This is a genomic window from Synechococcus elongatus PCC 6301 (assembly GCF_000010065.1).
Taxonomy (GTDB): Bacteria; Cyanobacteriota; Cyanobacteriia; order Synechococcales; family Synechococcaceae; genus Synechococcus; species Synechococcus elongatus.
Genome location: NC_006576.1, coordinates 60,015 through 86,404, shown reverse-complemented (window position 1 = coordinate 86,404; position 26,390 = coordinate 60,015). Strand labels below are relative to the sequence as shown.

General features: G+C 56.5%; 27 protein-coding genes. 6 read left to right on the top strand and 21 right to left on the bottom strand.

Translation table 11 applies throughout. From position 1 onward, the window contains the following. Position 1: 1 nt before the first annotated feature. The 6 genes from SYC_RS00390 to SYC_RS00365 form a co-directional block, all read right to left on the bottom strand. Entirely contained in the window at positions 2 to 508 is a 507-nt protein-coding gene (locus SYC_RS00390) for a protein jag (RefSeq protein ID WP_011242388.1), read from the bottom strand. After that, positions 505 to 1,683 (bottom strand): membrane protein insertase YidC, encoded by a 1,179-nt coding sequence (yidC, locus tag SYC_RS00385; protein WP_011242387.1) that lies wholly within the window; start codon positions 1,681 to 1,683, stop codon positions 505 to 507. The genes SYC_RS00390 and yidC overlap by 4 nt, the downstream gene beginning before the upstream one ends. Positions 1,684 to 1,885: 202 nt before the next feature. Beyond that, positions 1,886 to 2,272 carry a PH domain-containing protein gene (locus SYC_RS00380; protein ID WP_011242386.1) on the bottom strand — a complete coding sequence of 129 codons (387 nt, stop codon included), beginning with the start codon at positions 2,270 to 2,272 and terminating at the stop codon, positions 1,886 to 1,888. Next, a complete protein-coding gene (rnpA, locus tag SYC_RS00375) occupies positions 2,259 to 2,627 on the bottom strand; it encodes a ribonuclease P protein component (protein ID WP_011242385.1) in 369 nt (122 codons plus the stop codon). Before rnpA ends, SYC_RS00380 begins: the two co-directional genes overlap by 14 nt. 5 nt (positions 2,628 to 2,632) lie before the next feature. Beyond that, positions 2,633 to 2,770, bottom strand: coding sequence for a 50S ribosomal protein L34 (gene rpmH, locus SYC_RS00370; protein WP_011242384.1), 138 nt, complete (start codon positions 2,768 to 2,770; stop codon positions 2,633 to 2,635). A gap of 47 nt (positions 2,771 to 2,817) precedes the next feature. Then, on the bottom strand, positions 2,818 to 3,393 hold the full coding sequence (locus SYC_RS00365) for a DUF2808 domain-containing protein (RefSeq protein WP_011378114.1): 576 nt from the start codon (positions 3,391 to 3,393) through the stop codon (positions 2,818 to 2,820). Between the two features lie 208 nt (positions 3,394 to 3,601). Between SYC_RS00365 and SYC_RS00360 the strand changes: the two genes are divergently transcribed. From SYC_RS00360 to SYC_RS00350, 3 genes are read left to right on the top strand one after another with little or no spacing between them, the layout of a single operon-like run. Next, on the top strand, positions 3,602 to 4,756 hold the full coding sequence (locus tag SYC_RS00360; RefSeq protein WP_234701785.1) for an NAD(P) transhydrogenase subunit alpha: 1,155 nt from the start codon (positions 3,602 to 3,604) through the stop codon (positions 4,754 to 4,756). Beyond that, entirely contained in the window at positions 4,753 to 5,046 is a 294-nt protein-coding gene (locus tag SYC_RS00355; RefSeq protein WP_011242381.1) for an NAD(P) transhydrogenase subunit alpha, read from the top strand. Before SYC_RS00360 ends, SYC_RS00355 begins: the two co-directional genes overlap by 4 nt. Further along, the gene (locus SYC_RS00350; protein ID WP_041676890.1) at positions 5,046 to 6,458 is read left to right on the top strand and encodes an NAD(P)(+) transhydrogenase (Re/Si-specific) subunit beta; all 1,413 of its coding nucleotides are present in this window, start codon (positions 5,046 to 5,048) and stop codon (positions 6,456 to 6,458) included. Before SYC_RS00355 ends, SYC_RS00350 begins: the two co-directional genes overlap by 1 nt. Positions 6,459 to 6,533: 75 nt before the next feature. Here SYC_RS00350 and nrdJ read toward each other — a convergent pair whose 3' ends face one another. Together nrdJ and SYC_RS00340 are read right to left on the bottom strand one after the other, a co-directional pair. After that, entirely contained in the window at positions 6,534 to 9,980 is a 3,447-nt protein-coding gene (nrdJ, locus tag SYC_RS00345; RefSeq protein ID WP_011242379.1) for a ribonucleoside-triphosphate reductase, adenosylcobalamin-dependent, read from the bottom strand. 111 nt (positions 9,981 to 10,091) lie between these two features. After that, complete coding sequence (locus SYC_RS00340) at positions 10,092 to 11,501, bottom strand: mannose-1-phosphate guanylyltransferase/mannose-6-phosphate isomerase (protein WP_011378111.1); 1,410 nt, start codon at positions 11,499 to 11,501, stop codon at positions 10,092 to 10,094. Positions 11,502 to 11,756: 255 nt separating this feature from the next. On the opposite strand from SYC_RS00340, the gene SYC_RS00335 reads away from it, so the two are divergent. Next, a complete protein-coding gene (locus SYC_RS00335; protein WP_011242377.1) occupies positions 11,757 to 13,292 on the top strand; it encodes an iron uptake porin in 1,536 nt (511 codons plus the stop codon). Between the two features lie 131 nt (positions 13,293 to 13,423). Here the strand turns inward: SYC_RS00335 and SYC_RS00330 are convergent, their stop codons facing one another. Further along, entirely contained in the window at positions 13,424 to 13,984 is a 561-nt protein-coding gene (locus tag SYC_RS00330; RefSeq protein ID WP_011242376.1) for a fasciclin domain-containing protein, read from the bottom strand. A 242-nt stretch (positions 13,985 to 14,226) separates the two neighbouring features. On the opposite strand from SYC_RS00330, the gene SYC_RS00325 reads away from it, so the two are divergent. Continuing rightward, positions 14,227 to 14,805 (top strand): hypothetical protein, encoded by a 579-nt coding sequence (locus SYC_RS00325; RefSeq protein WP_011242375.1) that lies wholly within the window; start codon positions 14,227 to 14,229, stop codon positions 14,803 to 14,805. Positions 14,806 to 14,809: 4 nt separating this feature from the next. Here the strand turns inward: SYC_RS00325 and SYC_RS00320 are convergent, their stop codons facing one another. From SYC_RS00320 to SYC_RS00310, 3 genes are all read right to left on the bottom strand, one after another. Continuing rightward, positions 14,810 to 16,162, bottom strand: coding sequence for a DUF3370 domain-containing protein (locus tag SYC_RS00320; protein ID WP_011242374.1), 1,353 nt, complete (start codon positions 16,160 to 16,162; stop codon positions 14,810 to 14,812). A gap of 9 nt (positions 16,163 to 16,171) precedes the next feature. Further along, positions 16,172 to 17,299: a serine hydrolase gene (locus SYC_RS00315; RefSeq protein WP_011378106.1), complete on the bottom strand. Its 1,128-nt coding sequence runs from the start codon at positions 17,297 to 17,299 to the stop codon at positions 16,172 to 16,174. A gap of 102 nt (positions 17,300 to 17,401) precedes the next feature. Further along, positions 17,402 to 18,139 carry an RNA methyltransferase gene (locus SYC_RS00310; protein WP_011378105.1) on the bottom strand — a complete coding sequence of 246 codons (738 nt, stop codon included), beginning with the start codon at positions 18,137 to 18,139 and terminating at the stop codon, positions 17,402 to 17,404. Positions 18,140 to 18,203: 64 nt separating this feature from the next. Here SYC_RS00310 and SYC_RS13460 point away from each other — a divergent pair, with 64 nt between their 5' ends. Then, positions 18,204 to 18,377, top strand: a complete 174-nt coding sequence (locus tag SYC_RS13460) for a DUF2256 domain-containing protein (RefSeq protein WP_011242371.1) — start codon at positions 18,204 to 18,206, stop codon at positions 18,375 to 18,377. A 27-nt stretch (positions 18,378 to 18,404) separates the two neighbouring features. Here the strand turns inward: SYC_RS13460 and SYC_RS00305 are convergent, their stop codons facing one another. The 9 genes from SYC_RS00305 to SYC_RS00265 all read right to left on the bottom strand — a co-directional run bounded on the left by SYC_RS00305 (position 18,405) and on the right by SYC_RS00265 (position 26,316). Next, positions 18,405 to 19,247 carry an ATP adenylyltransferase family protein gene (locus tag SYC_RS00305; RefSeq protein ID WP_011242370.1) on the bottom strand — a complete coding sequence of 281 codons (843 nt, stop codon included), beginning with the start codon at positions 19,245 to 19,247 and terminating at the stop codon, positions 18,405 to 18,407. Positions 19,248 to 19,252: 5 nt separating this feature from the next. Then, positions 19,253 to 20,338 (bottom strand): SpoIID/LytB domain-containing protein, encoded by a 1,086-nt coding sequence (locus tag SYC_RS00300; protein WP_011242369.1) that lies wholly within the window; start codon positions 20,336 to 20,338, stop codon positions 19,253 to 19,255. Beyond that, positions 20,335 to 21,129 carry a PhzF family phenazine biosynthesis protein gene (locus tag SYC_RS00295; protein ID WP_011242368.1) on the bottom strand — a complete coding sequence of 265 codons (795 nt, stop codon included), beginning with the start codon at positions 21,127 to 21,129 and terminating at the stop codon, positions 20,335 to 20,337. Before SYC_RS00295 ends, SYC_RS00300 begins: the two co-directional genes overlap by 4 nt. A gap of 7 nt (positions 21,130 to 21,136) precedes the next feature. Beyond that, entirely contained in the window at positions 21,137 to 21,778 is a 642-nt protein-coding gene (folE, locus tag SYC_RS00290; protein ID WP_011242367.1) for a GTP cyclohydrolase I FolE, read from the bottom strand. A gap of 48 nt (positions 21,779 to 21,826) precedes the next feature. Continuing rightward, positions 21,827 to 22,564 carry an SDR family oxidoreductase gene (locus SYC_RS00285; RefSeq protein ID WP_011242366.1) on the bottom strand — a complete coding sequence of 246 codons (738 nt, stop codon included), beginning with the start codon at positions 22,562 to 22,564 and terminating at the stop codon, positions 21,827 to 21,829. 117 nt (positions 22,565 to 22,681) lie between these two features. Beyond that, complete coding sequence (locus SYC_RS00280; RefSeq protein WP_011242365.1) at positions 22,682 to 23,665, bottom strand: acetyl-CoA carboxylase carboxyltransferase subunit alpha; 984 nt, start codon at positions 23,663 to 23,665, stop codon at positions 22,682 to 22,684. A 9-nt stretch (positions 23,666 to 23,674) separates the two neighbouring features. Next, positions 23,675 to 24,700: a long-chain acyl-[acyl-carrier-protein] reductase gene (locus SYC_RS00275; protein ID WP_011242364.1), complete on the bottom strand. Its 1,026-nt coding sequence runs from the start codon at positions 24,698 to 24,700 to the stop codon at positions 23,675 to 23,677. Positions 24,701 to 24,714: 14 nt separating this feature from the next. After that, a complete protein-coding gene (locus SYC_RS00270; protein WP_011378104.1) occupies positions 24,715 to 25,410 on the bottom strand; it encodes an aldehyde oxygenase (deformylating) in 696 nt (231 codons plus the stop codon). 90 nt (positions 25,411 to 25,500) lie between these two features. Further along, on the bottom strand, positions 25,501 to 26,316 hold the full coding sequence (locus SYC_RS00265) for a creatininase family protein (RefSeq protein ID WP_011242362.1): 816 nt from the start codon (positions 26,314 to 26,316) through the stop codon (positions 25,501 to 25,503). Positions 26,317 to 26,390: the final 74 nt, after the last annotated feature.

Below are 26,390 nucleotides of genomic sequence, written 5' to 3'. Positions count from 1 at the left end.
GTTATTCCTCAGCGCGACGGCTGATCAGCAGCGATCGATGGGGTTCCCGCCCTTCACTCACGGCCTGCAGGTGAGGATAAGCCTCAAACAGCTCATGCAGCACTCGGCGATCGGCGGAGGAATAGTCCTCCAGCTTTTCTGGTTCCCCAGAACTCAAGACACGATCGGCTACTTGGATAGCGATTTGACTCAAGAGTTGCCGACGTTGCTGCCGGTAGCCCCCCAGCTCCAAGGTGAAATGGAGGTGATCGTCCGCTGCTCGATGCTGATTGAGAGCCAGGTTAGCCAAGAACTGCAAGGCATCGATCGCTACCCCGCGATCGCCAATTAAGGCGGCTGCTCGCTCTGGCAAGAGCTCACCTTCCGGATCCAGCTCCAACCAGCCTTCGGGGTCGGGCCGAACTGCCTCTGTCCGCAATTCGGCCGAGACTGCAACCGGACATCCCATCAGTTGCAGTGTTTCAGTTAGCCAAGCTTGTCCTTGATTCAGCGCGAGCTCGTGGGTCATCCGTTTTTCTTCTTGCGATTGCCGCCCGGCTCAAAGGGCAACCGTTCCGCCGTCGTGTCGATGGTCTGGTTTTTCGCCGTAGCTGCACTCAGACCGCTACCACCAGCAGCACCAGCCCCTTCAGTCACCAGCTTTTGTAGGTTTTCCGGCAGGGGTTCCCGCATCAGGATAAAGGTCTGCAAGGTCTGGAAGATGTTGGCGATCACCATGTACATCAAAACCCCAGCCGGTAGCGGGAAGAACAGGAACATGCCCGAGAACAGCACCGGCGTGATCTTGTTGACCTGATCTTGCTGAGGATTGGGGGCGGCACCTTGCGAAGAGAGCTGTTGGCTCACGTAGAGGCTGACACCAAAGGCCAACACAAGACCCAAGACATCCCAGTTAATGCCGTCTTCGCTCTGGATGCCGACTTCGCCCAAGGCTTTGATGAACAGGAAGCCATTGTTAGCAGCGATGCCCGGAATGGTGACTTGCAGGGTCGCATCACCAGGCGAAACGGCTTCGACAACCCCGTCTTCACCGACACGAATGTGCTCGCTACCCTTGGTCACACTCCAAGTTGGCTTTAAGTCAGCCGCGCGATCGCCCACTAAGGATTCAAACGACTCTCCCTTGGTCCCTTGGAAAGTTACCGCCGAGCGATCGCCTACCCCGAGCTGGGTGCCAGCTGGCAGGACGGCTGCAACGCGGTAGTGGACCCCATCCGCCACAAAGACGTTTTGGGGCTTGGTCGAAAAAGCGCGGGGCTGAACTTGGGCAATCTGCTCCGAGGGCAGAACCTGCAAGTTGACGGTGTAATTGATGTCCGCGAAGGGCGATCCCCGTAGGGTGGCAAACAGCGCAAACAGCAGCGGCATTTGCAGCAATAAGGGGAAGCAACCCGCTAGCGGGTTACCAAATTCCTTAAATAACTTGGCGGTTTCTTCCTGGAGCTTGCTGGGGTCATTGGCATAGCGCTCCCGAATTTCCTGTTGCCGCTTCTGCATGACAGGGTTGGCAATCCGCATGCGGCGCGCGTTGCGAATCGCACCGGCACTGAGGGGATAAAGCGCGATCCGAATCACCAAGGTCAGGGCAATAATTGCCAGACCGTAGCTAGGCACCAATCCGTAGAAGAAGTCTAGGATCGGCAACATCACGTTGCTCGAAAGAAAACCGATTCCGAAATCCATGTAGGCCCCGGGGTCAGACGCAAATGGGAGACACCGCTTTCCAATCTACTGGAAATTGCCGCGCCCCTTGTTGGCTTTCGACAATATAAAGGAAGCTCCAATAGCCAAAACCCTCGTCCCGACAGGTGTTGCTGGTAATCCAATCAGACCTGAGCGATCGAGGGCTGGCAGGTTAACTCTCAGGAGGGCTGAATGTCTAAAACTAGGCAGCAGTCGTTGCTTTCGCCTGTTTTTCAGCCATCTGGGTCTTGATAAATTCGACAACGGCGCGGTAGTTGGGCACCGATCGCATTTCGAGGCGAGAGCGATCCTTGAGAATCAGGCAGATATCGCCCCAGAAGCCCAGCCCGCGGGGGATGCTGACCAAATCAGCAATTTCGGAGTAGATAATCTCACTGCGTTCGCGCCCTTGCCAGCCACCCGTGACTGTGATCCGGCGGTTAGTGATCCGAAACCGCAGCCACAGCGCCCGCACGATCGCGCCGACGGCCAAGGGTAGACCCACGAGTGTCAGCCCAATCAGCACATTCAGGATCAGGTCGCCCTTGTGGGGTCCACCCTCGTAGAACACTTCTTCATTGACGGCCATGGATGATCTCCGCCCGAGTTAAAAGGTCTTCTAATTCTTGCAAAAACTGACTCGTGCTGGTGTCGAGGTCAAGGCCTGGCTTGACCGTGAGCAGGCCATCAAAGCCAGGTCGCAGGCGATCGCGCAGCCGCAGCAAAGCCGCTTGCAGCCTCCGTCGTAGGCGATTGCGGCGCACCGCTCGCTTGTGAACTTTGAGACTGATAACAATCGCAAATCGACTTTCGTTGACGGACTCTATTTCCGCTTGGGGCAACCAGCGCAACAAAAGTGAGGGCGTCGAAAGTTTTCGACCCCCTCGATACAGTGCTGGGAAGCGATCGCGTTGTCGCAGTCGATGGCAACGAGGCAGCGCCAAGGGACCTAGACAGCGAGGCGAGCCCGACCTTTGCTGCGACGAGCCTTGATCACGCGACGGCCGGTGGCGGAGCGCATCCGCGCCCGAAAGCCAGAAGTGCGCTTCCGCTTCCGGTTCGTTCCTTCGAGGGTGCGCTTAGTCATAACTTTGCCGGTTCAAAAATCACAATTTTTAATCGTAGCATCTGTCTCTAGTTGTTGCGGAGGTCGATGGTGAGGACCCAGCTGCCCAGATAACGACTGATCGGCAAGTCACCCGGCGACAGCGCCGAGGCATTGAACTGGAACATGCCAGGGTTATTCGGGTTGATCACGCCTTCAAAGACAACGCCCAGGGTTGTGCCTGCGGGAATCGGTGTTTGCGGATAGAAGTCAATGCGGCCATTATCGCGGTCGATGTCGCGATCGCTGAGCGGCACCACTTCATCACACCGGGTTCGCGAGAGGACATTGCCCAACCGGCAGATGCGCAGGGAAACTTTGTCGTCGCTGAAGCTACCGGTGTAGTAGGTCGGGTAGGTCACCGTCAGCTGTTGGATCGCTTGCTCAACATCGCGTCCGGGAATCGCGAGGGTATAGCGATCGAGCGCCCCCACGGTGCCATTGTTCAGAAAATACTTCAGTTCGCGAAAGCCGCCCTCGTTGCCATTCCAGCGCAGGGTCAGACCCGGCAGACCTTGTGCCAATGCCGGCGGCACAGCAACGGCTGCCAGACCTGTTGCACAGGCGATCGCGGCAGCAACAGGAAAGAGACGAGAACGAGCCATAGCGGATTGGGGGTGGGCAAACACGATTATTATGACGAGCTTGCCAGAATTACGGTTCCTGAATTGTTACGCTTCCTTGTCTGGAATCCCGAAAGCATCTTGAAAATTGCGAATCCCGCCAAAAGCCGCTCCTAGGATGCGATCACCGGTCAACTGCCCAGCAGAAGGCTGTTTCGACAACGCGGCGGGGTCCCGTCAGCAAACCGTAATGAAGATTTTGATTCCCTGCGAGCCAGGGCTGCAAGAGCGCCGTGTCGCTATGCTGCCCTCCCAGCTTGCACGCTTAAAACAACTAACTGGCGGGACGATCTCCGTTCAAAGTGGCGCCGGCCAGCCGTTAGGACTCAGCGATCGCGACTATCAAGAGGCGGGAGCGGAAGTCAGTGATCAGGAAGAGCAACTGTGGCGACAAGCTGATCTGGTGCTCTCGATAGGCCCTTGGCGCAGCGAACAAGCCACGCCCCTCAATTGGCTGCGATCGGGAGCTTGCCTGATTGGTTTGCTCGATCCTTGGTCCCAGACAGACAGCCTCGATCGCCTCGCGGCGCAGGGTGTCTCGGCGCTTAGCTTGGAACTGATTCCTCGCATTAGTCGTGCCCAAGCGATGGATGTCTTATCCTCTCAGGCCAGCATTATTGGCTATCGCAGCGTCCTGCTGGGAGCCACGGCCCTAGGGCGCTATCTACCGATGCTGACTACGGCTGCGGGTACAATTCCGCCCGCCAAGGTGCTGGTCTTGGGAGCTGGAGTAGCTGGACTGCAGGCGATCGCCACGGCCCGTCGCCTTGGGGCGGTCGTCAGCGCCTTTGATGTACGCAAGACCGCTGGCGAAGAGGTTCAAAGCTTAGGTGCCAAGTTCATCGATGTGGACCTGAGCGAGTCTGCTGAGGCTAGCGGGGGCTACGCTAAACAGCTCAACGAAGACAGCATGGCGCGCTTGCGGGCGGGGCTTTTGCCCCATCTCCAACAGGCCGATTTGATTGTGACGACGGCACAAGTTCCGGGTAAGCCGGCTCCTTGCCTCATCTCCGCCGAGATGGTGGCCCAGCTACAGCCAGGCACGGTCATTGTCGATGCTGCCGCAGAACGGGGTGGCAACTGCGAACTGACCTGCGCGGGCCGCGAAGTTGATATCGATGGCGTCAAGGTACTGGGTCCCACTGCGATCGCTGCTGGGCTCCCCCACGATGCCAGCTTCCTGTTCGGGCGCAATTTGCTGGCTCTGCTACCGCTCCTCTGCCACGAAGGTGAGCTGCGGTTGCCCTTGGACGATGAAATCATCGCCGGCTGCTGTGTTGTGACCGCCGGTGAGCGTCGCTTCCCGCCCCAACCTAAACCCCTGCCTGTGCCGGAGGCTGTATGAGCATCACCAATTGGTTCGCTGCACTCTTTGTCTTCACCTTGGCGAGTTTTGCAGGCTTAGAAGTCATTAATAAAGTGCCGCCAACGCTACATACCCCGCTGATGTCGGGGGCGAATGCGATTTCTGGCATTGTCCTGCTGGGTGCCCTGACACTCTTGGGTGGTGAGGGGCCACCGCTCCTGAAAGGACTCGCGTTTACGGCTGCCATTCTGGCCACGGTGAATGTGGTGGGTGGCTTTTGGGTAACCGATCGCATGTTGGCGATGTTCAAAGCACGGGAGACGAAGTGATGCGCGAGATCTGGGTTCAGAGCAGCTATCTCGCTGCAACTATCTTTTTCTTTCTCGGTTTGAAGCAACTGGGCCATCCTGCCACCGCTCGCCGAGGCAACTATTTGGGTGCTGCGGGCATGGGTTTGGCGGTGCTGGGCACCGCTTTCCATCCTGACCTCCAAGATCCGTGGTTGCCCCTTCTCGCCGTGGGGCTGGGCAGCATTGCCGGCATTGTGTCCGCCCAGAGAGTGGTGATGACGGCCATGCCCCAGATGGTGGCCCTCCTCAATGGGTTGGGGGGCGCAGCTTCCGCACTCGTGGCGATCGCGGAGTACTTGCGACTCTCCCAGGTGCCCTTGGCAGCAACACAACAGCTGCCGACCCTAATTGCACTGCTGTTGGGCCTGTTGATTGGCGGCGTCACCCTCAGTGGCAGTCTTGTTGCTTTCGCCAAACTCCAGGGCTTGATCAGCGGTCAACCCCTGACCTTGCCCAGTCATCGACTCTGGAGCTTGCTCTTGCTGCTGGGTTTTGTCAGCGGTGCAGTCCTCTTCTTGGTCGCGCCTCAAGCCCCGACCGCTTTGGCGGTGCTGACTGCTCTAGTGATCGCAACACTATTGCTGGGGCTCTTCTTCGTCGCGCCGGTCGGGGGTGGCGATATGCCAGTGGTGATTGCACTGTTGAACTCTCTGTCAGGTTTGGCCGCCAGTGCAGCAGGCTTTGCAGTTAACAACAACCTCCTGATCATTGCTGGCGCGCTGGTCGGCGCCTCAGGACTGATCCTGACGGTGATCATGTGCAAAGCCATGAACCGATCACTAACCAATGTCCTGTTTTCAGGTTTGGTTGCTGCTGGTGGTCAGGCTGATGGGGGAACGTCAGCAGCGGGCGATCGCAATGCTCGCCAGATCGATTCTGATGAGGGAGCAATGCTGCTGGGCTACGCCCGATCGGTCGTGATTGTACCGGGCTACGGCATGGCGGTTGCTCAGGCCCAACATACAGTGCGTGGGTTGGCGGAGCATCTCCAACGGCTAGGCGTTGAGGTGAAATATGCCATTCACCCCGTAGCGGGTCGGATGCCCGGTCACATGAATGTGTTGTTGGCGGAAGCCAATGTCCCCTACGGTCAGCTCTACGACCTCGAGTCGATCAACTCCGAGTTTGAACATACAGATGTTGCACTGGTGATTGGCGCCAATGATGTCGTCAATCCTGCCGCTCGCCTCGATAACAGCAGCCCGATTTACGGTATGCCGATTTTGGATGTCGATCGTGCTCGCCAAACGATTGTAATTAAGCGCAGTATGGCGAATGGCTATGCCGGCATCGATAATCCACTCTTCTACGGCGATCGCACGGTGATGCTGTTTGGCAGTGCTCGGGAAGTCATTTCCCAACTCGTCGGAGCTGTCAAAGAGTTGTCTTAGACCTCTTTCTCATTCACTGATTTTCCCTTGAATGCCTAAGAAGCCCTCTTCAAAGACTGAAGAGGGCTTCTTTTTTCAGCAGAAATGCTTACCTGAGCACGAGTTCTCTAATTCGGTTTTTGCTCTGGGCATCATGCACTTATCCGAGTCACAACCTGCCGGTCCTGCTTCCACTTGGAAGCCAGAATCGTAGAGCCGCAGTGCAGCCAAGAAGTCATCGGTGCGACGACGCTGCACCACTTCTGCTTCTAGGCGCTCGTAGGTAGCTTTATCGATTGGTTCAAAGGGCAAGCGTGGGAAAGTGGCATTGGCATCAAAGCGTGCCAACAGTGCCGCCGACATATAGCCCTGATTATTCGCGATCGCCTCATAAATGCGATCGGCAAGGGGCTGGATTTCCGGCTCCCGAAACTCAATCGTGGCACTGGTGTTGTGGGTGGTGTAGTGCGTTTGCACCTGCATGTAGAAATCGAATTGCGCCAGTGCCGAGAACTGACTGATATCGACTTGATCAGCACCGGGTAGATTCGCCCAGCTTACTTCCGTTGGAATTTCCACCAACCATTCGGCACAGCGCGGATCAAAGGGATCATTGAGCAAGTTGCCATTTTCATCCTTGTCGGACTGGGACGGCACAATGCTATAGCCGTAATCCAAGCAGGCCATCGCTACTGGGTCATTTTTACGGAAGGTAATCCGACGCAGGAACCGCTGCGCTTTGGGGGGATGCCAACCGGGTGAAGCACCTGTCAGCAAAGATTTCGTGCCAGTTGGTTGAACAGTAGTGCAGCGATTGGGACGACGCAGATCATGGCGATCGCAATAGTCCCAAACAGCTGCATGCACCACATCCCGCCAGCGGTTGAGATAAGCCGCTTCTTGACGCTTAAACTCCAAGCCTTGTTCTGTTTCTGGACGACCTTCCGTCCACCACTCCAGCCACGGCGTACCAAAGGCATGGACAAAGAAATCGAACAGGCCCGTAAAGGAAACGCCAACAATCGGGTCAACTTCTCGACTGAATTGATAGCGTTCTTCTGAGAACTGATGATTTAGCAGGGCTGCCACTGAAATGGCACCAGCGCGGAAAGCATCTTCTTGCGTTTTCGTATCTTGTGGATCAATTTGATTGAGGTGAACTTCCGCCAAATTGCAGTGGAAATCTGCACCCAAAATTTCACCACAGTTGTGAGCAACGAGCCCATTGGCATCAAAGCGGGCAGGCCCAGGAACCGTGCAGTCATAAACCGTTTCAACGCCATCTGCTTCGAGGCTAACAACCGTTGCAGTAAACCGCTCCCGATTGGGTTGACGTTTGTAAGCGCCCAGAAGCTCAGTCAGCTTCTCTTGCTTTGCCTCATCCAAGAAGCCAATCAACTCTGCAAAGATCTGCAAGTTATCATTAGCGATCGCTAATTCATGCTGAGCTTTGCAGAAATAAGCCTTCGGTTGACGTTGTGAATCGGGCAACAGTCGCTCACCAGCAGGACGTCGCTCTTGATAGATCGTTGACGCAATGCCCAGACGTAGCAGCATTCGTTGTACCGCTTCCAGTAGCCCTAAATCACTTTGGGCAAGGCGCACGCTCACGCCTTTTTCCTGACTGCCTTGGACAGAGCCATCGGCATCAAACAGACCGCGCAGAAAACCTTGATAGAAGGCGTAACTCGCCTGCTCGATCGCTGGCGTAATCGTCTTCAGCCCTTGCTTAAGGCCAAAGCTTGTTGCCAATTGATAGAGTTTGGCGGAATTGATTTGGCTGTAGCCATTCCGAGGGTGAACGACTGCTGCATGAGCTGCCGTTGTTACTGAGGCGACTTCTCCCAATGCCAGTGCCTTTTCAGCCATTTCCGCCTGGGTCTCGCCCCAGAAGCGCAACAGCCCCTGACGCTGATAATTTGCTTCATTGACACTGAAGCAACCATCACCGATGAAGTTGCCAAGCAGCCAACCTTCCGCTTCAGTACCGACTCCTTCCCAAGCCTGCAGACCGCGGTGGTTGTGCAACAATATGCGATCGCCCGCTTGCAGATCACCAGCTTCAACCCACTCGCTGTACTGCGCCTTCTGGGTTTGCGCCGTGACTTTGAGAACACGGTGATTGGCCGTCGGTCGCAGGCTGTAGCCTTCTTGGGTTTGGATTTTCAGCACTGGCTTGATGCCGCTGCAGAAGAAACCATCCGGTGTGGTACTGAACAGTTCACCATTGATATAGGTGCTGTGTTGCTGACCAATCAGATCTTTGACTTGACGCGGACCTTCGCCGGTATGTACCCACGTATCCGCCGTCACGCAGGGGTTCAGACCATAGCGTTGCAAGCGGTGATTTAACTCACGATCGCTTTGATTTGGCCAATTGGTTTTCAACCAGTTCTTGGCTTCTTCTGCACCTAGTTCTAGGTAGATTTGAATGAATTCCTGACGGAGTTCTGGCGTGGTCAACAAGTCAGCATTAGAACGAGCGATCGCTTCTGGAGCATACTGAATCGCCCCTTCGCCGCTGTAGAACTGCTTGGTGACAGCCTCTAGAACTTCTTCGCGAGTCGGCTTATGGTGATAAACCCGCGTGTGGTTTGCCATCCGCAGAGCATCACGCTCTGGGTCAATTCGCCAGTTACCGGCTTCATCCTGCTGCCAAAGATTTTCTTTTGCACCAGCAGCGCGCAAATCGCCACTGTCGAACTGGCGCATCCCCGCCGATCGCCGCACATTACCAGCAACGACAACAACAGCAGCTTGGTCAATCAGCAAGCAACACTCGATCGAATCAAGTTGACGACCAACTGCTTTATTGAGGATTTGCGCGACGCGATCGTAGAGTTCCGGCAGTTTGACCGGATTGGCAACACCGCCAAAGCCTTTCAGTCGTTCCCCAGCCGGACGCACGTCTGACAGATCAATGGCAACTTGTACAGGGCCGGTAAAGCGATCGTCGCTGCTCAGTTCTAGCAGCGTTTGGTAAGACTTGACCCAACCCGCACGGCTATCGCCAACGCGAATCGTGACGCTATTACCCTCGATTGCAACGCGAGTCTGCTCTTGTCGCTCTTCTGCGGGTGTTTGACCCAGTGCGCCAACGATAGAAACTTGCAGTTCGTTACGAATCGCGGGTAGTTGGTTGATGTATTTCGGCTCAAGGATGGCGCCGGTGCCGCAGCCCATCATTGCCAGATCCATCATCAGACCGAAGGCGCGCCAGTCAATGACATTAGTACTGGTGCAGTTGTAGCCACCGTTGTAGTTTTCCGGCTTGGCAATCCAGTCGGTGCCCCCCACCCAGAGCCAGCGCCCAGAGGGCAAGGATTGCTGCTTCTCTTGGTAGCGCTGCAGAAGCTCGACTTCTGCTTGGGTCAGCTTGCCGAGTTCCGCTAGCCCTTGAATCGTGCGATCGCTGACTTCCTGCCAAGACTCACGACCCGTTGCAGTCTTGCGACTGTAAGTCCGGTAAAAAACAGGGTTGGCCGCAGGAGCCGTAGCGGGGAAATCACTAATCTTGAGAACCCGAGATAGCTCCTGCACCATTGTATTTAGTCTCTGTTAGTTATTGGAAACACTAGGGATGGGGTCCCCAGCCAGATTATAGGGTACTGAACCCTAAATCATGAAGTGATGTAAAGCTGATGCTGGAGAATTTCAGCTACGACCGTAGTGGTCTTCAAAGCGGACAATGTCATCTTCTTCGAGGTAGCTACCGGACTGTACCTCAATCATTTCTAGGGGGACACGCCCCGGGTTGCTGAGGCGGTGTTTGCAGCCAACGGGGATATAAGTGGATTGGTTTTCCGTCAGCAGCACTTCTTCGTTATCGCGAGTAACGAGAGCCGTACCTTTGACAACGATCCAGTGCTCTGCACGATGGTGGTGCATCTGCAGAGAGAGGCTAGCCCCCGGATTGACCGTGATCCGTTTGACCTGGAAGCGATCGCCCAGATCGAGAGAGTCATAGCGCCCCCAAGGACGATAAATCTTGCGGTGGGCGCGACTTTCGCGGCGAGCTTCCCGCTGCAGCGCTTCTACAACCTGCTTAACGGTTTGGGTGCGATCGCGGTGGGCAATCAGCAGGGCATCATCGGTTTCGACTGCGACTACGTCTTCTAGCCCAACACCCACGACGAGGCGACCTTCTGACCGCAGATAGACATTGCGACAGTCGAGGGCCAGGCTATCACCCACCGTGACATTGCCCGCCCCATCCTGTTCTAGGGCTTGCCAAAGGCTGCTCCAAGAACCCACATCCGTCCAGCCTGCTTGCAGCGGCAGGACAGCCCCCTGCTGGGTGTGTTCCATGACGGCGTAGTCAATGGAATCACTCGGGCATTGGGCAAAGGTGGCAGGATCGAGGCGGACGAAGTCCAGATCAGCCTGGCGCTTCTGCCAAGCGGCTTCGCAAGCTGTGAACATCTCGGGAGCATAGCGAGCCAGCTCACTGAGATAGACCGAAGCTCGAATCAGAAACATGCCGCTGTTCCAGTAGTAGCAGCCGGAAGCGACGTAGTTCTCGGCTGTGGCGAGGTTCGGTTTCTCGATGAAGCGATCGATCGCGAAACCCCCTAGGTCTAGATCGGACCCCGCTTTGATGTAGCCATAGCCCGTTTCCGGTGCTTCAGGGACTATGCCGAAAGTAACTAAATGGCCGGCCGTCGCTAGCGCGATCGCCGTTTGAACGGTGGCACGAAAGGCTGCGGGGTCAGCAATCGAATGATCCGACGGCAGGACTAGCAGCAGTGGATCCTCGCCCTGAGACTGGGCTTGCAATGCTGCGATCGCCACAGCAGGAGCCGTATTCCGGCCTTCCGGTTCCAGCACGATCGCCGCTGCAGTTTGACCGATCGCTCGCAGATGCTCGGCCACCAGAAAGCGATGTTGCTCATTGCAGATCAGGAGCGGTGACGCCAGCCCTGGTAATCCCTCTAGGCGCAGCAGTGTCTCTTGCAGCAAGGAATAGTCAGACAGCAGCGCATGAAATTGCTTGGGATAACTCTCGCGAGAGAGGGGCCAGAGGCGACTCCCACTCCCACCGGAGAGGATGACCGGAACCAGCATGAGAGGACTTTCCACAGCAATGCGTCGGCTGCCCCAAGATACCGCAGGCAGCGATGGTCTCGGTGCGGGTTCTAGGTCAGGTCACCGCAGAGCCTTTCTTTCTAGGACTTGAATAGCGCTGGGGTCGTCGCCTAGCGCACGGTTGGTATAGCAGATCACAAACGTGAATTGGCACACGACGGCGCCGAAAACGCCAGTGATAGGTTCGCCCCAACCTCACTCTTTGCCGCTTGCCAATCATTCAAGTTCGGAATCATGAATTTTTTCGTCAAAGCAGGCCTAGTGGTCACTGGTGCCAACCTGCTTGCGATCGCGCCTGGTCAAGCACTGAGCCTTGATCAGCTCCAAAAAATTGATGCTGTGACGCCAGATGGCATCACCTCAGGACAAATCACTTCAGTTAACGAATTGAGTGATGTCAAACCAACCGACTGGGCCTATCAAGCGCTGCAGTCTTTGGTCGAGCGGTATGGCTGCATTGTGGGTTATCCCGACCGCACCTTCCGGGGAGCCCGACCACTCAGTCGCTATGAATTTGCGGCAGGTCTCAACGCTTGTCTCGACAAGGTAATTGAGTTTGCTGCTTCCAAAGAAGATCTCGATACCCTCAAACGCCTCACCGAAGAATTTCAAGCAGAACTCGCGACGCTGCGCGGGCGAGTCGATGCCTTGGAAGCCCGCACTAAAGAACTGGAAGCAACTCGATTCTCCAGCACGACCAAGCTCCGAGGCGAGGTCATCTTTGGTCTGGATGCCTTGGCCAACAGCAACGGTAATGAGGTCAACAGCAATGGCGCTGTCTCCTTCGGCAACAAAGTCGACCTAGACTTAGACACCAGCTTCACTGGCAAAGACCTCCTGAAAACAAGGCTGCGCGCCCGCAACATTGAGCCAATTACCAACCGGTTGGCCCCAGGTTTTAGAGCGCCAGGTTCCGTGCTTGACTACGGCGGTAACTCCAACAACACCTTCTTCATCGACAAGCTCTACTACACTTTCCCCGCCGGCAGCGTTCGCTTCACCGTTGGAACGGTAGGGGTTGGCGTACAGGAGTATGGTATGCGCGACGCCACCTTCTCGAGCGGAGCGAATGAAGGCAAGACGTTTCGCAAAGGCCCTGCCAACATCTACGAAAGTAACGGTAAGGCTGGCGTTGGTTTCGACTGGCGTATCAACCCGAACTTCAGCTTCCAGTTGGGCTACCTCAACCGAGGTGCTGACCAAGTGGGCGTAGATCAGGGCGGTTTCTTTGGACAAGGAACCGTTGGCACCGCTAAATCGGGTTGGGATGTGGCAACCCAGTTGCGGTTTGAAACGGATAACCGCAAATTCCGAGCGGCATTAGCCTATAGCCTACGTAACGATCGCTATGTCACTGATTTAGGCACAACCCGCGCTGAGCGCCCCTTCGGTGCAGCCAACTACAACACCAACAACCTTGCTCTGACGATGGGCTGGGCAGTCAGCGATAACTTCACGATTTCGGGTGCGTATGGCATTGGCTTCGCGAATGTCGCTGGCGGTTCTGACAGTGCCACCATTCAGACCTGGAATGTCGGTCTGACCTTCCCTGATCTGTTTGCGAAGGGTAATTCTGGCGTGATTACAGTGGGACAAATGCCCTACGTAACCAGTGCTAGCCAACAGTCGGCTGAAGACACCGGCTCGTTGGGATTGGAAGTGAACTATAAGTTCCAAGTGACGGACAATATTTCGACTGGCCTGGGATTTATCTGTTCAACAATACGAACGGTCTTGAGAACGGCGGAACCAGCTACGTTCCCTATCTGAGAACCATCTTCCGCTTCTGATTTCAAGCACAACTCAAACCACACACCATGATGAAAGTCCTGTCAGCAAGCTGACAGGACTTTTTCTAGAATCCAAGAGGTGAGCGATCGCAATCTGGGGCAAGCGAAAGGCTACTGAGCCATGGGAATAATTACGCTATCAACGACGTGAATCACCCCATTACTGGCTTGAATATCAGTTGCAAGCACCGTTGCATCATTCACTTTCAGTTTGCTATCCGCGATCGAGAGTTGTAAGCTCCGACCCTCAACGGTCGTGATTGTACCTGGCTGAATTGCAGTTGAAGCGATCGCTGACGGAACAGCATGGTAGGTCAAAAGACTGACCAGTTGCGCTTTATTTTCTGGCTTGAGCAATTCTTCTAATTGGCCTTGGGGAAGCTTAGCAAATGCTTCGTTAGTTGGCGCAAAAACGGTAAATTGACCGTTGCTAGCTAGCACTTCTTCAAGCCCTGCTGCTTGGAACGCAGCTACCAAAGTGCTGAAATTTTCGTTGCTCTTCGCAATATCCAGAATTGAGGTCTGAGCTTGCTGAGAGGTTTTGATTTTTGTGGTTTCAGTAGATGATTTGTTGGGCTTATTCATTTCTGCCTGTGCAGGCATTAAACCCAGCATTGGGCTCAGGACGAGCGTAGAGACAAGAGCTCCTTTGAATAGAGAAGAGAAATGCATTGAGGTTGATATGAACTCAACAGACCCTCATCTTGACGTAGAAGCTCTGCATGGGTTCCAAATCACTCAAACAGGAAGACAATTTCAGAATTGTCACATGACTTGCATGACAAGTTTAGCGATCGTCAAATGCCTGACTTCCTTACAGCTTTAGGCTAGAAAGCCGTGATGAGAATTGGCGTCATCCATTGGGAATCCTATAGCAGCAGATTGGCTGCAGACTTCGGAATTGGGCGATCGCAATGCAGAATCAGCCAGGATTTCAGCAGGTCTACTCGCAAAACCGTGCGAATGGTCGCTACGTGATTGAAATCGCTCTTGATCAATACAGTGACATTTTTAACGAATGGGACCCGGCTCCCTTCAAACGTCGTGATCTCGATCCCTATTTACAGCAGTATCTAGAAGAAAGTTCCGATGAAATTCCCCTGCGCTATCCCTTGGAAATTTGCTTCCAGCTCCCCCAGAAGTCGCGCGATCGCCCCTTAGAAAAGACAGTCTGTGATGGTTTCCAGAACTGCTTGGCCTTTCGCCTCTATCTGCTCAGCCAAGAACAGCAGCGTCTGAACCGCTGCGTTCTATTGTTTGTCCTAGCTGGTTTCAGCCTGATTGGCAGCGCCACCCTCTTTCGCGATCGACTTGGTGAAACCATCCTGATTTCAACCTTGGTCGAAGGCGCAGTCGTCAGTGGTTGGGTCTTTCTCTGGGAGGCGGTCTCGCTGATCATCTTTAAAAAGCGTGAGTTGCGCCACCGCTATCGCAGCTATCAACGCCTCCAACAAGCGCCGATTATCTTTGCAGAGTTACCGCCAGATGCCTAAGCACCTAAGGCTGAGACACCCCAGCCGTGCCCTGGGCTTGAGTTTTCACCGTTAGCACTTGGGGCGGGGTTGCATCGGGCGGATAGCGGAGCTGCACCCGCACGGTACGGTGTTCCCCCGGTTGCAGGGTCAAGCTCAACAGGGAATCACCTTGCTGGCCGCGTCGCTGAACCAGATGGACATCACGAACTGTGATCTGACCTTGATCATCGCTGTAGCGCAGCCGCACGCTGCCTCGAAAGAACGTGGCGTTGGGCAGCGCTTGAAAGAAGCGCAGCCCCCCTTTGCTTAGCCGGTCTTCTTTGATTGGTGTTTCCAACAGCAAATCGATCGTGCGGGGTTGGCGATCGAGGTTGACCAACGGCAACGTCAGGTCATATTCCAAACCATAGTTACCGTGGGCCGAATAGGCCGTATCGGGGTAGCGGACCACCAGCGGTGCCGTTTGGATCTGGTCGGTTCCCTGACGCCCTCCCTGTAGGGTGCTGATGCCGTAGGAAAAAGCTTGCCCAGGCTGGGGAATTTGCAGGGTGCGCCAGTTGGGATCGGTCAGGGTTGCTTGCCAGCGACTGCCCATGGCGACCCCTGCGACCCGGCTGTAGATTACGGGCCCCGGTGCATCCGGCGCTGAAGGCGTGCGATCGCGCGGCCCTGCGACTGGACTGGTTTGCAACAGGCGTTGCCATTCACTCAGCGAGGGCGATCGCTCTTGGTTGTTGGCATCGAGCTTGGCGTATTGAGCCAAACTGGCAACGTAGACTGGCCCCGTACTCTCTAGACGCAGGTAAGCCGACCGGCCATTGAGGGGCGGCGTCAGACTGGCCACGGGAATCGGCCAATCCGCCAGCAGTCTCGTGCTGCGGGGTGGAATCGTGATGCGAGTCGGGAGGTTGATCGAGCGGCGGTCTTGAATCAGGTCGAGCATGACGCGATCGCCAGGCCCAGCAAAGACGGTGCCATCGTTGTTGTCGCTGCGGCTGGGCAATGGCTTAAAGGGGGCATCGGGCTGGCTGACGTAGCTCGCCCCATCCAAAATGCGCAGCGTCACCGCTTGATCGCTGGGATTGCCGACCAATAGCCCCAAATGCAGCGTCCGCAGCGATCGCCCTTGATCAGCGCGGGCAATATGGTGAGCGAACAGGTCAAAGCGACCTTGAAAGCTGTAGTTGAGGTGCGCTGCGGGATGCTGCTTCTCGCTGCCGGGGAAGGTGGAGAGTAAAATCCCCTCCTGCAGCACCAGTTCTGGGCTGTTGCTGTTGAAGACGGGAATGGTGTCCAAGGCTCCCGGCAGGGGCCGCACCTCTTGCAGACGAACGATTTCAGCCGGCGGTGCAGGCGCTTGAGCAATCAAAAACATAGCGATCGGCTAGCTGGGTTGTTGCGTCGAGTTGCTGGAAACGGGCAAGCTGTTGAGGAATTGATAGGTACGTTGCGAGACCTGGCGAATCAATTCGTTGGCCTTGAGGTCATTGTCGGGACGGCGCACCAACATCGCCGCAATGTAGCGTTTGCCGCTGGGCATATCGATCAGGCCGACATCTCCCACCACCATGGCGATATCACCGGTTTTGTGGGCGATCGTTGCTTCCTCGCCCAGGCCACGACTGAGCAGGGTATTGGTTTCGGTCGTGCGAAGAACGGCAAAAAAGCGATCGCGCGATCGCGGATCGAGGAGCGAACCATTCTCCACCTTGGCCAGCAATTCCACCATTTCCTTGGGTGTGGTGCTGTTGGTGCCTTCCAAATCGGGCAGTAGATTGCGAATACGGGTCGTCTGTAATCCCCAAGCGGCAAACCGTTGATTGACTGCTTCAATCCCCCCTAGACGGGCAATCAGCAGATTAGTTGCTGTGTTATCGCTGATGCGGATCATCTCGATCGCGGTTTCCAACACCGTAAACTTGCTGCCCACCGGCTGATACTGCATCGCCCCTGCTTCCGAGGCAACCAGGTCCTGGGTCATGGTTAGCTGTTCATCCAGCCGCACTTTGCCTTGCTGAACGGCTTCCATCAGGGCAGCTAGCACAGGAATTTTGATGGTGCTGGCAGCAGGAATCGACGTTGTGCCGTTGATATCGACGTAGTTGCCCGTGTCGAGATCCGTCAGGAATAACTCGGCCTTCAGGGCCGGTTGCTGCTGAATCAAGGCCGCAAGCTGGGTTTGAAGAGGAGCAAGCGGTTCTTGGAAAGCGATGGGCTTGACTGGTGCAACCGGTATGGGAGCGGCGGCTGAGGCCGCTTGTGGAGTGGGGGCGAGTTTGAGGTTGGGTTCCCAAGCGGCAATCAGACTGCCTGCCAAGACGCCCAGTCCTACCCCCAAGACCAGTAAGCGCAACACACTTTGCAACAGTGGGGGAATCCGCAGTGGTTTTGCCGGAGCAGGCGATCGCCGGGGAGGCCTGGGGCTGTCGACGGCTCGCAATGGTCGGGCTGCTTTGGGATTAGGTCGCGCAGAGCGATTGGGACGCCTTGCAGTGCGATCGCGAGGGGGCATGGCCTTTCCTTCCAGCAGCGATGTGCCAAAACTGTCGAACAGCCTAGCAGCCTCTGGACAATCTGGGCAGAGTCGGCAAATTTGACCGCTACTACCTGAATTTCAAGGGCGATCGCTAGATGGGACTTGATTTAGTGCCCAATTGAGCTGACGCACCATGCCACGCAACAGAGCTACCTCTTCCGCAGTGAGGGCCGATCGCTGGGCGATCGCGCGAATTTTTTCCATGCGACTGGCGGCTGTGTGGGAGTGCAGGTAACCCACACGCAGGAGCAAGGCTTCGAGATCGCTGGTGTAGCCATGCAGTTGCTCGAATGCTGCCCGGACTGCTGCTGGACTGGATTCCTGCTGTGGCACGCCTCGGGAATCCGCCTCAGACAGGCAAGCGTAGTGATAGCAACAGAGGCCAACTGCTTGGGCTAAGTTGAGCGAGGGATAGGCAGGGTCGGTGGGAAAGGTTAGATAGCGCTGCGCCAAACTGAGCTCCGATCGCTGCAAACCGCTGTCTTCTCGGCCAAAGATCAGGGCAGCGGGGCCTTGGCGCAACCACGGCAGGATTTGGGTAGGCGACTCCAGCGGCAGGTCTCGCAAATCGCGTTGGCCGGTCGTGGCTGCTACCCACTGACACCCCTCCAACGCGCTGGGGAGGTTGTCCACGAGGACAGCTTGCTCAAGCAGCGCCGCTGCATGCACCGCCATTTGGCGCGCCTCACCACCATGGATGTCACAGCGCGGCCGCACGATCGCCCAGTCTGACAAGCCAAAATTCATCATCACTCGTGCGATCGCTCCGACATTACGGGCACCCGCCGGCTCGACCAGAACGATGCGCAAACTCATGGGGCTTCGGGGCTGAGGGACAGAATTTCTACAATGACGGAACTTGTTCAGCTCTTGGCAAATCATGGCGCAGCGCTACACCAAGTCGAATCTGCCGCAAAAGAATTGTCTGGTTTGCGGGCGTCCGTTTGAATGGCGACGCAAGTGGAAGGATTGCTGGGAAGAGGTGCGCTACTGCTCCGATCGCTGTCGCCGTCGTCGGTCTTCTGCTAGTCAAACCGGTGAGGATCCTGCCTAGGTTCTGAATGTGATCGTTGAGTTGGCTTCAACAGCCGACGCTCTGCAAGAGCTGGAGCGGGCCTAAATCCTGTAGTTGTTGCAACTGCAGCTGATCACGCACTAGCAAAGCCCCAGCAAAGCCGAGGGCGTTGACGTTGATCTGCAGATGACTTTCGCGGCTGCGCGGCACAATCAACAACCACTGCCGAGTCAGCAGCAAATTGTAGGCAGGTGGGCGATCGCCATTCATGTCAATCTGCAATTGCTGCCAAAGCTGCCGATATACCTCAAATAGGAGCACGCCAGCCTGCTGGGGCGAGGGCTCAAGCAAATTGGGGAGCGCCGCGATCGCATGTTGAAATGGCAGGGCACTGGGATTCCCGGCCAAAGAGGCTTGCCAGCGATCGCTGAGGGGTAGGGGCTGACAACAGTCTCGGTCGAGGGGCAATGGCACAAGCTGTAGGTGCTTATGGGGCTGACTGGCTCCGGCGAGGGGGCCACCATTAAAAAACGCAAAACCATCGATTGCTTGTAGCCCAACAGCGATCGCCTCAAAATCTGCCAGCGTCAACCACTGGGTCTGAGGTTCATAGGTTCGAGTGATTAGCAGCAGATGCTGGTCGATCACCGGAAATTTATTGAGTAACCAGAGATGGCGATCGCCTGCATCGGCGACGAATAGACGCGGGTCGTAGGGCTGAAAGGGGTTAGGTTTTGGTCCGTGCGGTTTTCCCTGAGGGTGCTTGCGGGTCCAACCACTGAGCATCCGCACCAAAAACCGCTGCTCTCGGTCTTCCAGCCAGCAAGATTCCGTCGCGATCGGTTGCAGCGCGCCATTGGCCAAGGCTGCTGCTGTTTGCGCCTGGGCCAGTTGCAGCAAATTTTGCATTGGGCTTACAGGGAAAGTCGCGCCAGCTGGGCACCTCGATAATAGTTGCCCAAAATGCGCGTGAAATCAAAACCCTGTTCGGCCAGATCCCGAGCACCGTGCTGGCTCATACTGGCTCCCAGATGACCATGCGCTTCCGCAACGATTTCATAGGTTGCCGCATAGAGACTCTCGACGATGCCGCCGCGATAGCTCAATAGAAGGCCTGCTGTTTGCTGCACGGCTTGCGCTGACCGAGTGGCTTCACTATTGATGCCGTTGTAGGCTTGCCAGCGTGTCGTTGAGCCGAGATCAAAGTAGGCACTGGCGGGGCGAGCCATGTGGGCGATCGCGTAGGAACGGGCGGCCACGGCTTGGGCTTTCAGCGCTTCAATCGGCCAACTGGCCGGCATTTCTGCTCCGACCACACTGACCAAATACTGCTCCAGATCGACGTAGTTAACCGCAATCAGGCGATCGCCCTCAGCAATCAGTTTGAGCTTGCCGCGATAGGGCTGGCCATTCACGAGAACCGCACCTCCCTGCGAGGGTTGCAGCCAGAGCGGCCCCCCCGAAGCCCAACTCGCGAGCTGCAGTCGACCGGCGCTGGCGACAACATTAGCAGACCGACCCGCCGGTAGCGTCCCTAAAATTTGGCCATCTTCTCGGGTCAGATAGCTCTCGGTTTGGCTGCCAACACTGGCCTGAGAGCCTTCGCGGGCGATCGCAACCCGAATCAGGAGAGCCGGTGCGGGCTGATTACTACTGGGAATGGCTAAGGACGGGGCCGATCGCGGATCGGGGCGAGCCTGACTGGTATCGGTAGGGGAACGGGCTGGCGTTGAAGGCGCTGCTGCCGGTTGGGAGTTGGCTGCCGGTGCAGTACCGGCAGGATTAACGCTAAGCAGACGCTCTAGCGCCCGTTCTGAGTCTTGAATCGCCTGTAACTCTGCCGCATTAGGCTGCGACTGTCGCAAATGGTTGACACCCCAGAGCGCCAGCACCGGAAGCACCACCGATCCACCCAATAACCAGCGCCTGGGTTGTTGCCACCAAGCGAGTTGCGGCGATCGCCCAGTAGTTTTCTCTGCCAGTGCCGACCGACCGTTCATTGCAACTCTCCTCGCAACACTGTCACGGCATAGCCCCGTAAAAAAACGCGATCGCCCACGACTTCCACTTCCAGCTCGCCGCCTCGGGCAGACAATTGCCGAGCTTGGAGGCGGTCGCGCCCTAGTTTAGCCTGCCAATAGGGCGCTAGCAGGCAGTGCGCAGAACCGGTGACTGGATCCTCGGGAATGCCAAAGCGTGGCGCAAAGAAGCGCGAGACGAAATCACAATCATCGCCTGCTTGAGCTGCAGCGGTTACCACCACAGCCTGACAGGGCCATTGGGCGATCGCCGCTTGATCGGGTTGTAAGGTGCGCACCTGTTCTACCGAAGCCAACTCCAGCAGCCAATAGCCCAGCTCACTGGTTCGGCTAGCGACAACCGGCGCGCCGATCCCGGCTGCTAAATCCAGCGAGGTCTCTAGCCCTTGGGGTGGCTGCAGGGGAAAATCCAGCTCGATACCGCGATCGCTGAGCTTGGCTTGCAAAAGTCCACTGCGGGTGTGAAAGCGCAGCGTCTGACCACGCTGAGCACGCCCCCACTCTTGGAGAGCCTGAGCAGCGGCCAAAGTGGCATGGCCACAGAGATCCACTTCACAAGCTGGGGTAAACCAACGCAACTGCCAAGCCGTTTGATCCGTGAGCAGAAACGCCGTTTCGGACAGATTCATCTCTGCAGCGATCGCCTGTAGCTGAGTATCCGGCAGCGGCTCAGTCAGTAAACAGACCGCTGCCGGATTGCCCCGATAGGGCTGCTGCGTAAAGGCATCAATTTGCAGGAGCGGGATGGCCATTCCTGGCTTAGGCAAATGCGGCAGGTTGATGGCGAATCAGGCTGAGGAATTCCTCGCGGGTGCGTTGATCCTCTTGGAAAACACCGACCATGGCGCTGGTCACGGTCCAAGAGCCCGGCTTTTGGACACCGCGCATCACCATGCACATGTGGGTGGCTTCCATGACGACGGCCACACCTTGCGGGTCGAGGATTTCCTGCACCGACTCAGCAATCTGGCGGGTCAGGCGCTCTTGCACCTGCAGACGGCGACTGTACATCTCGACGATGCGAGCCAGTTTGCTCAGGCCGACAACCTTTTGGTTGGGGATGTAAGCGACGTGAACTTTGCCCATGAACGGCAGCATGTGGTGTTCACAAAGGCTGAAGGCGGTGATGTCACGCACCAACACCATTTCGTTGTGACCTTCGTCGAAGATGGCGCCGTTGACCAAGTCATCCAGGGATTGGCTGTAGCCGCTGGTCAAAAAGCGATAGGCCTCAGCGACCCGTTTCGGGGTTTTCAGGAGCCCTTCCCGCTCTGGATCTTCTCCGACCCCGAGCAGCAACGTGCGGACTGCTGCTTCCATCTCGGCTTGGGAAACAGCCTCCGTCTCAGGGCGGATCGCATCAACCAAGCTGTTGCTGCCATTCAAGGAGGGAGAAGTCATCGTCACAAGAAACCTCAAAGTAATTGAGAAGGCGATCGCGATTCCGATCTAAAACGTGCCCGCATTGGGCATGAGGGTCAGCTCATCCACCACTGCCGTCTCCGGCAAGGTCGCCACCTGCAGCAGCACTTGGGCAACTGTTTCGGGCCGCAACATGGCCTGGCGATCGAAGTTAGCGCCCACGCTGGGTTGGTCCCAGAGCGCCGTATCAACAGAGCCAGGGCAGATTAGCGAGACCCGGATGCCGTGCGATCGCTCTTCTGCAGCCAGCACCCGCGACCAGGCAGCCAAGGCCGACTTACTGGCACAGTAAGCACCCCAGTCGGGGAAGGCTTGTTGGGCGGCGATGGAAGCCACATTGAGAATCAAGCCGCGCTGACGCTGGCGCATTCCCGGAAGCAGGGCTTGCACGACTAATAGCGGACTGTGAACATTCAGCGCAAAGATGCACTCCAGGTCCGATAAGGACAGGGTCGCCAGCGGCCCCGTTTGGGCAGTCCCTGCGTTGTTAATCAGAACGTCGGGAACCCCAAACTGCTCGACGAGCTGGGCGATCGCGGGTCCAATAGCGGTCAGGTTGGTCAAATCAAGACTGTAGGTTGCCACCGCCGCTGCACCCTGAGAACGGGCAGACTCAGCAACCGATTGCAGGCGACCGCGATCGCGCCCTAACAGCAGCAAGGACCAACCCGCTTGGGCAAAAGCGTGGGCAGTTGCTGCACCGATGCCACTACTGGCACCTGTAATCAGAACAAAAGGAGAAGGCAGAAAACTCATGCCAGCCATCAGGCAGTCAAGCGTGGATGTTTAGCCGAAGACGTGACGGCCTGGGAATGCAAGATTCGCCAAGACATGACGAAATGTAACGCATCCGATTATACCATTTGGGCCAGGCGGCGGTGTTTAGTCACTGCTTTCCAGAAACACCCCGAGCTGGCGAAACTTTTGATAACGCTGCTCGCGCAACTGAGCCGGACTGAGGGCTTGCAAATCCTTCAGATGGCGCAGCAAAACCTGACGCAAACTCTGGGCCGTTTCCAGCGGTGCAGAATGGGCACCGCCCAAAGGTTCGGTGATGATTTCGTCAAGGATGCCTAATTGCTTGAGGTCTCGCGCCGTAATCTTGAGCGCTTCTGCCGCCTGGGCTGCCTTGCCCGCATCACGCCAGAGAATTGATGCGCAGGCTTCGGGACTGGCAACAGTGTAGACGGAATGCTCAAACATCAGCAGGCGATCGCCGACGCCAATGCCCAAGGCCCCGCCCGAACCGCCTTCGCCAATCACTGTGCAGAGAATCGGCACCGAGAAGCGGAACATTTCGCGCAGGTTGACTGCGATTGCCTCACCTTGACCCAGTTCTTCAGCACTGACCCCAGCGTAAGCACCGGGTGTATCGATAAAGGTCAGAATCGGCATCCCGAAGCGATCGGCATGCTCCATCAAACGCAGTGCCTTGCGATAGCCGCCGGGTGAAGCCATCCCGAAGTTGCGCAGCACGTTGTCCTTGGTGTCGCGCCCCTTTTGGTGGCCCAAGAAAACGACTGGCTGGCCGTCGAGCGCACCAACACCACCCACGAGTGCGAGGTCATCACTACCGTTGCGATCGCCGTGTAATTCAATCCACTCGTCGCTGATCGCTTGGATGTAGTCCAAGGTACTCGGACGTCGGGGATGACGCGCCACTTGGATGCGCTGGGCTGGCGAGAGATTACTAAAAATTTCTCGCCGCAGTTGAATCGCCCGGGCTTCCAGTTGCTGAATTTGGCCGCTCACATCCACCTGGTTGTCCGCTGCGAGGGTGCGGATTTGCGTGATCCGTTCCTCCAGCTCAACTAGGGGCTTTTCAAACTCCAGCAGAATTGGCTTCTTCGTGACAGGTGCAGCCATGCACAGACCTCAAATTGCCAATGCCAAGGGTTGGAAGCCGTGGCGCACCGATGCCTCACCGATCGCTTCCATCTTCTCGATCGTGATTTGGTTGCGGCCCCAGGAGAAGTTAGTATGCCAGCCTTCAAATTCCAAGAGCATCGCCTCGGCAAAGCAGGCAAACATCTGGCGCTCGGGCCGCGCCATCTCTGCAGCGGACATGATCTGCCAGTCGATGTCGAAGCAATGTTCAACTACCCCGCCATTGAGGACATAGATGCCCTCACCTTGGACTTTGCTGCCCAAGTTTTTGGGGTAGCCCCCGTCGATTAGGACGCAGGGTTGCTTCAGGGTTGCTGGGTCGATCACTACGCCCTGAGGCATACTGGCGACCCACACGATAAAGTCAGCTTCCGGCAGAGCGGCTTCCAAGGGCAGAATCTTGCCCCGGCCGAGTTCAGCCTGCAGGTTATCCAAACGCTCCTGATTGCGCGCCGTCAGGATCAAATCACCGACACCCAGTTTGAGGTCGAGCCAGCGGCAGACAGCGCTACCGATATCGCCAGTCGCGCCGACAACCGCTACTGTCGCTTGGGTAATGTCGATGCCCAGCGTTTTAGCAGCGGCTTCCACCTGTCTACAGATTACGTAGGCCGTGTGAGTATTGCCGGTGGTGAACCGTTCAAACTCCAAGGTAGTGTCGCGCACTTGCCGCAAACTGGCCAAATCGAAATTCTCGAAAATAATCGAGGTAAAGCCCCCCAAGGCCGAGATGTCGATGCCGTGTTTTTGGGCATGGGACATGGCATTGAGAACTTTGCGCGTGGCTGTTTTGAAGCGGCGCGCCGCCAGCATTTCCGGCAAGAAACACGATTCGATGTAGCGACCGTGAATCACCTTGCCTGTGGCACTGGTGACTGTGATTTCATCAACGATTTGAGGAGGAGCGCTACTCCAAAACTCCAATCCTTGATCGGCGTATTCGTCGTAGCCCATCCTGCGAGAAACGTCGCGGGCCTGCTCCAAACTGGTGAGATGACCGATAAGACCGAACATTCAGATTTCCTGGATCAAACGGCCGCAAGGCCATAGGCGGACATACGCATGATTTCGCGCGTTGTGAAGCCGATGTTTTCCAGAGCTTCACCGTAGGCAATCATAAAGTCCTCGACGAGCGACTCACGCTCCATCCCGAGTTCGCGAGCATCATCGGCCACTTCGTTGAGCATTAGCCAAACCAAGGGCAGGTTCTGACGATTGGCTTCTTCCAGTTCGGCTTTGGAAGCATCAAAATTCGCCTTCAGCCACTCTTCACCGAAGTTGCGGTGCAGGTATTCGTCGCGCACGACCCCCTCCGTGATTTTGCGGGCAAAAGCATCCGCCACTGGGATGTAGATGTTGTAAGCCGCGATCGCAAAGCACTCGATGATTAGCGATTGAATCAGTAGGCAGGTGACGACCTTGCCTTCCGCAGCCGCCGCTTTGAAGTTCTCGTGCAAGCGCTCGAAAAATTTCTGGGCAAAACCCATGTCAGGAGTGACGGAGAGATTTTTGCCACAGGCCATAAAGCCTTTCATGTGGCGCTGTTCCATCTTGGCTAGCTTGTGAAGCTCATCCCGCTGGTCGGGCAGCATCTCAGCAAGGCGATTGTAGTTGTCGAACGCCTCTTGTTCGCCTTCAATCACGATCGCGTTGATGCGGCTGTAAGCGTCTTTGTAGGACTCGCTTTGAAAGTCCAGTTCAAGGCTGGCTTCAAGCTGCGGCATGAGTCTGCGGTCTCCTGACACGGATGAGAGGGAGAATGTGGGATTTGGTGGATCCCAGGGGGTACGCACCAATCTACACTCTAGCGGTATTTACTTTGGTGGCAGCAGGGACGATCGCTGCCAGTGGGCGATCACCGTCAGCACTTGCACCCAACCCTGCACCAATTGCTCAAAAATTTCTGCCCCTTTCGCAGCGGTTGCTGGGGTTGGATCGCCAATGACACCGCTCTGGCTGAGGTCATGGGTCAGCCAAGCGATCGGCAGATTGCCTTCCCAGCTCAGCAAACCCTCAGCATCCAAGTCTGGCGGATATTCCGCGATCGCCTGATCCATTCGCACCTGATCGGGCAGCAGATGCAGCATCAGGCTGGTTTCCGCATCGCCAGCATGGAGACCCAAAGTCTGCTCGCGAGGTGTCAACAGCTCACCAATCTGGTTGGGTACATTCCAGACGAACAGTGGCAGAACTTCGAAACCTGGAAATTGTTCGCGCAGATCACGAGCCGCGAGTTGCAAAACCTGGGGCTGCCCCCCATGGCCATTTAGCCAGATCAGTCGCCGGAACCCCGCAGCATAGAGGCTGTGAGCGCTGTCGATCAAAACGGCCAGCAGGGTTTCTGTCCGCAGCCTGATCGTGCCCGGAAACTGGCAATGTTCGTTGGATTTGCCGTAGCAGAGGGTTGGCAGGGCATAGGCAGCAATTTCGGCAGGCAATCTTCGTAATGCCTCGCCGGTCACAGCGGTTGCGATCGCGGTATCCACTACCAGCGGCAAATGCGGACCGTGCTGCTCGATCGCCCCGATCGGCTGAATGATCAGGACGCGATCGGGATCGGGTAGCGCCGCAATCTCAGGCCAGCTTAGGTAAGGAAAGAAGCGCTCGGCGGGGATGGATCCATGCAACATTGCCGTGACTTGTCTCCTCAGGGGCTAGTGAGCGATCGCAATGCAGTGTCAAAGTAGGAAGAACCGCATTCTGC

Excerpts from the sequence above, each read along its gene's own strand:
- SYC_RS00390 (WP_011242388.1), bottom strand. The coding sequence starts at position 508 with ATGACCCACGAGCTCGCGCTGAATCAAGGACAAGCTTGGCTAACTGAA.
- yidC (WP_011242387.1), bottom strand. The coding sequence starts at position 1,683 with ATGGATTTCGGAATCGGTTTTCTTTCGAGCAACGTGATGTTGCCGATC.
- SYC_RS00380 (WP_011242386.1), bottom strand. The coding sequence starts at position 2,272 with ATGGCCGTCAATGAAGAAGTGTTCTACGAGGGTGGACCCCACAAGGGC.
- rpmH (WP_011242384.1), bottom strand. The coding sequence starts at position 2,770 with ATGACTAAGCGCACCCTCGAAGGAACGAACCGGAAGCGGAAGCGCACT.
- SYC_RS00365 (WP_011378114.1), bottom strand. The coding sequence starts at position 3,393 with ATGGCTCGTTCTCGTCTCTTTCCTGTTGCTGCCGCGATCGCCTGTGCA.
- SYC_RS00360 (WP_234701785.1), top strand. The coding sequence starts at position 3,602 with ATGAAGATTTTGATTCCCTGCGAGCCAGGGCTGCAAGAGCGCCGTGTC.
- SYC_RS00355 (WP_011242381.1), top strand. The coding sequence starts at position 4,753 with ATGAGCATCACCAATTGGTTCGCTGCACTCTTTGTCTTCACCTTGGCG.
- SYC_RS00350 (WP_041676890.1), top strand. The coding sequence starts at position 5,046 with ATGCGCGAGATCTGGGTTCAGAGCAGCTATCTCGCTGCAACTATCTTT.
- nrdJ (WP_011242379.1), bottom strand. The coding sequence starts at position 9,980 with ATGGTGCAGGAGCTATCTCGGGTTCTCAAGATTAGTGATTTCCCCGCT.
- SYC_RS00340 (WP_011378111.1), bottom strand. The coding sequence starts at position 11,501 with ATGCTGGTTCCGGTCATCCTCTCCGGTGGGAGTGGGAGTCGCCTCTGG.
- SYC_RS00335 (WP_011242377.1), top strand. The coding sequence starts at position 11,757 with ATGAATTTTTTCGTCAAAGCAGGCCTAGTGGTCACTGGTGCCAACCTG.
- SYC_RS00330 (WP_011242376.1), bottom strand. The coding sequence starts at position 13,984 with ATGCATTTCTCTTCTCTATTCAAAGGAGCTCTTGTCTCTACGCTCGTC.
- SYC_RS00325 (WP_011242375.1), top strand. The coding sequence starts at position 14,227 with ATGCAGAATCAGCCAGGATTTCAGCAGGTCTACTCGCAAAACCGTGCG.
- SYC_RS00320 (WP_011242374.1), bottom strand. The coding sequence starts at position 16,162 with ATGTTTTTGATTGCTCAAGCGCCTGCACCGCCGGCTGAAATCGTTCGT.
- SYC_RS00315 (WP_011378106.1), bottom strand. The coding sequence starts at position 17,299 with ATGCCCCCTCGCGATCGCACTGCAAGGCGTCCCAATCGCTCTGCGCGA.
- SYC_RS00310 (WP_011378105.1), bottom strand. The coding sequence starts at position 18,139 with ATGAGTTTGCGCATCGTTCTGGTCGAGCCGGCGGGTGCCCGTAATGTC.
- SYC_RS13460 (WP_011242371.1), top strand. The coding sequence starts at position 18,204 with ATGGCGCAGCGCTACACCAAGTCGAATCTGCCGCAAAAGAATTGTCTG.
- SYC_RS00305 (WP_011242370.1), bottom strand. The coding sequence starts at position 19,247 with ATGCAAAATTTGCTGCAACTGGCCCAGGCGCAAACAGCAGCAGCCTTG.
- SYC_RS00300 (WP_011242369.1), bottom strand. The coding sequence starts at position 20,338 with ATGAACGGTCGGTCGGCACTGGCAGAGAAAACTACTGGGCGATCGCCG.
- SYC_RS00295 (WP_011242368.1), bottom strand. The coding sequence starts at position 21,129 with ATGGCCATCCCGCTCCTGCAAATTGATGCCTTTACGCAGCAGCCCTAT.
- folE (WP_011242367.1), bottom strand. The coding sequence starts at position 21,778 with ATGACTTCTCCCTCCTTGAATGGCAGCAACAGCTTGGTTGATGCGATC.
- SYC_RS00285 (WP_011242366.1), bottom strand. The coding sequence starts at position 22,564 with ATGGCTGGCATGAGTTTTCTGCCTTCTCCTTTTGTTCTGATTACAGGT.
- SYC_RS00280 (WP_011242365.1), bottom strand. The coding sequence starts at position 23,665 with ATGGCTGCACCTGTCACGAAGAAGCCAATTCTGCTGGAGTTTGAAAAG.
- SYC_RS00275 (WP_011242364.1), bottom strand. The coding sequence starts at position 24,700 with ATGTTCGGTCTTATCGGTCATCTCACCAGTTTGGAGCAGGCCCGCGAC.
- SYC_RS00270 (WP_011378104.1), bottom strand. The coding sequence starts at position 25,410 with ATGCCGCAGCTTGAAGCCAGCCTTGAACTGGACTTTCAAAGCGAGTCC.
- SYC_RS00265 (WP_011242362.1), bottom strand. The coding sequence starts at position 26,316 with ATGTTGCATGGATCCATCCCCGCCGAGCGCTTCTTTCCTTACCTAAGC.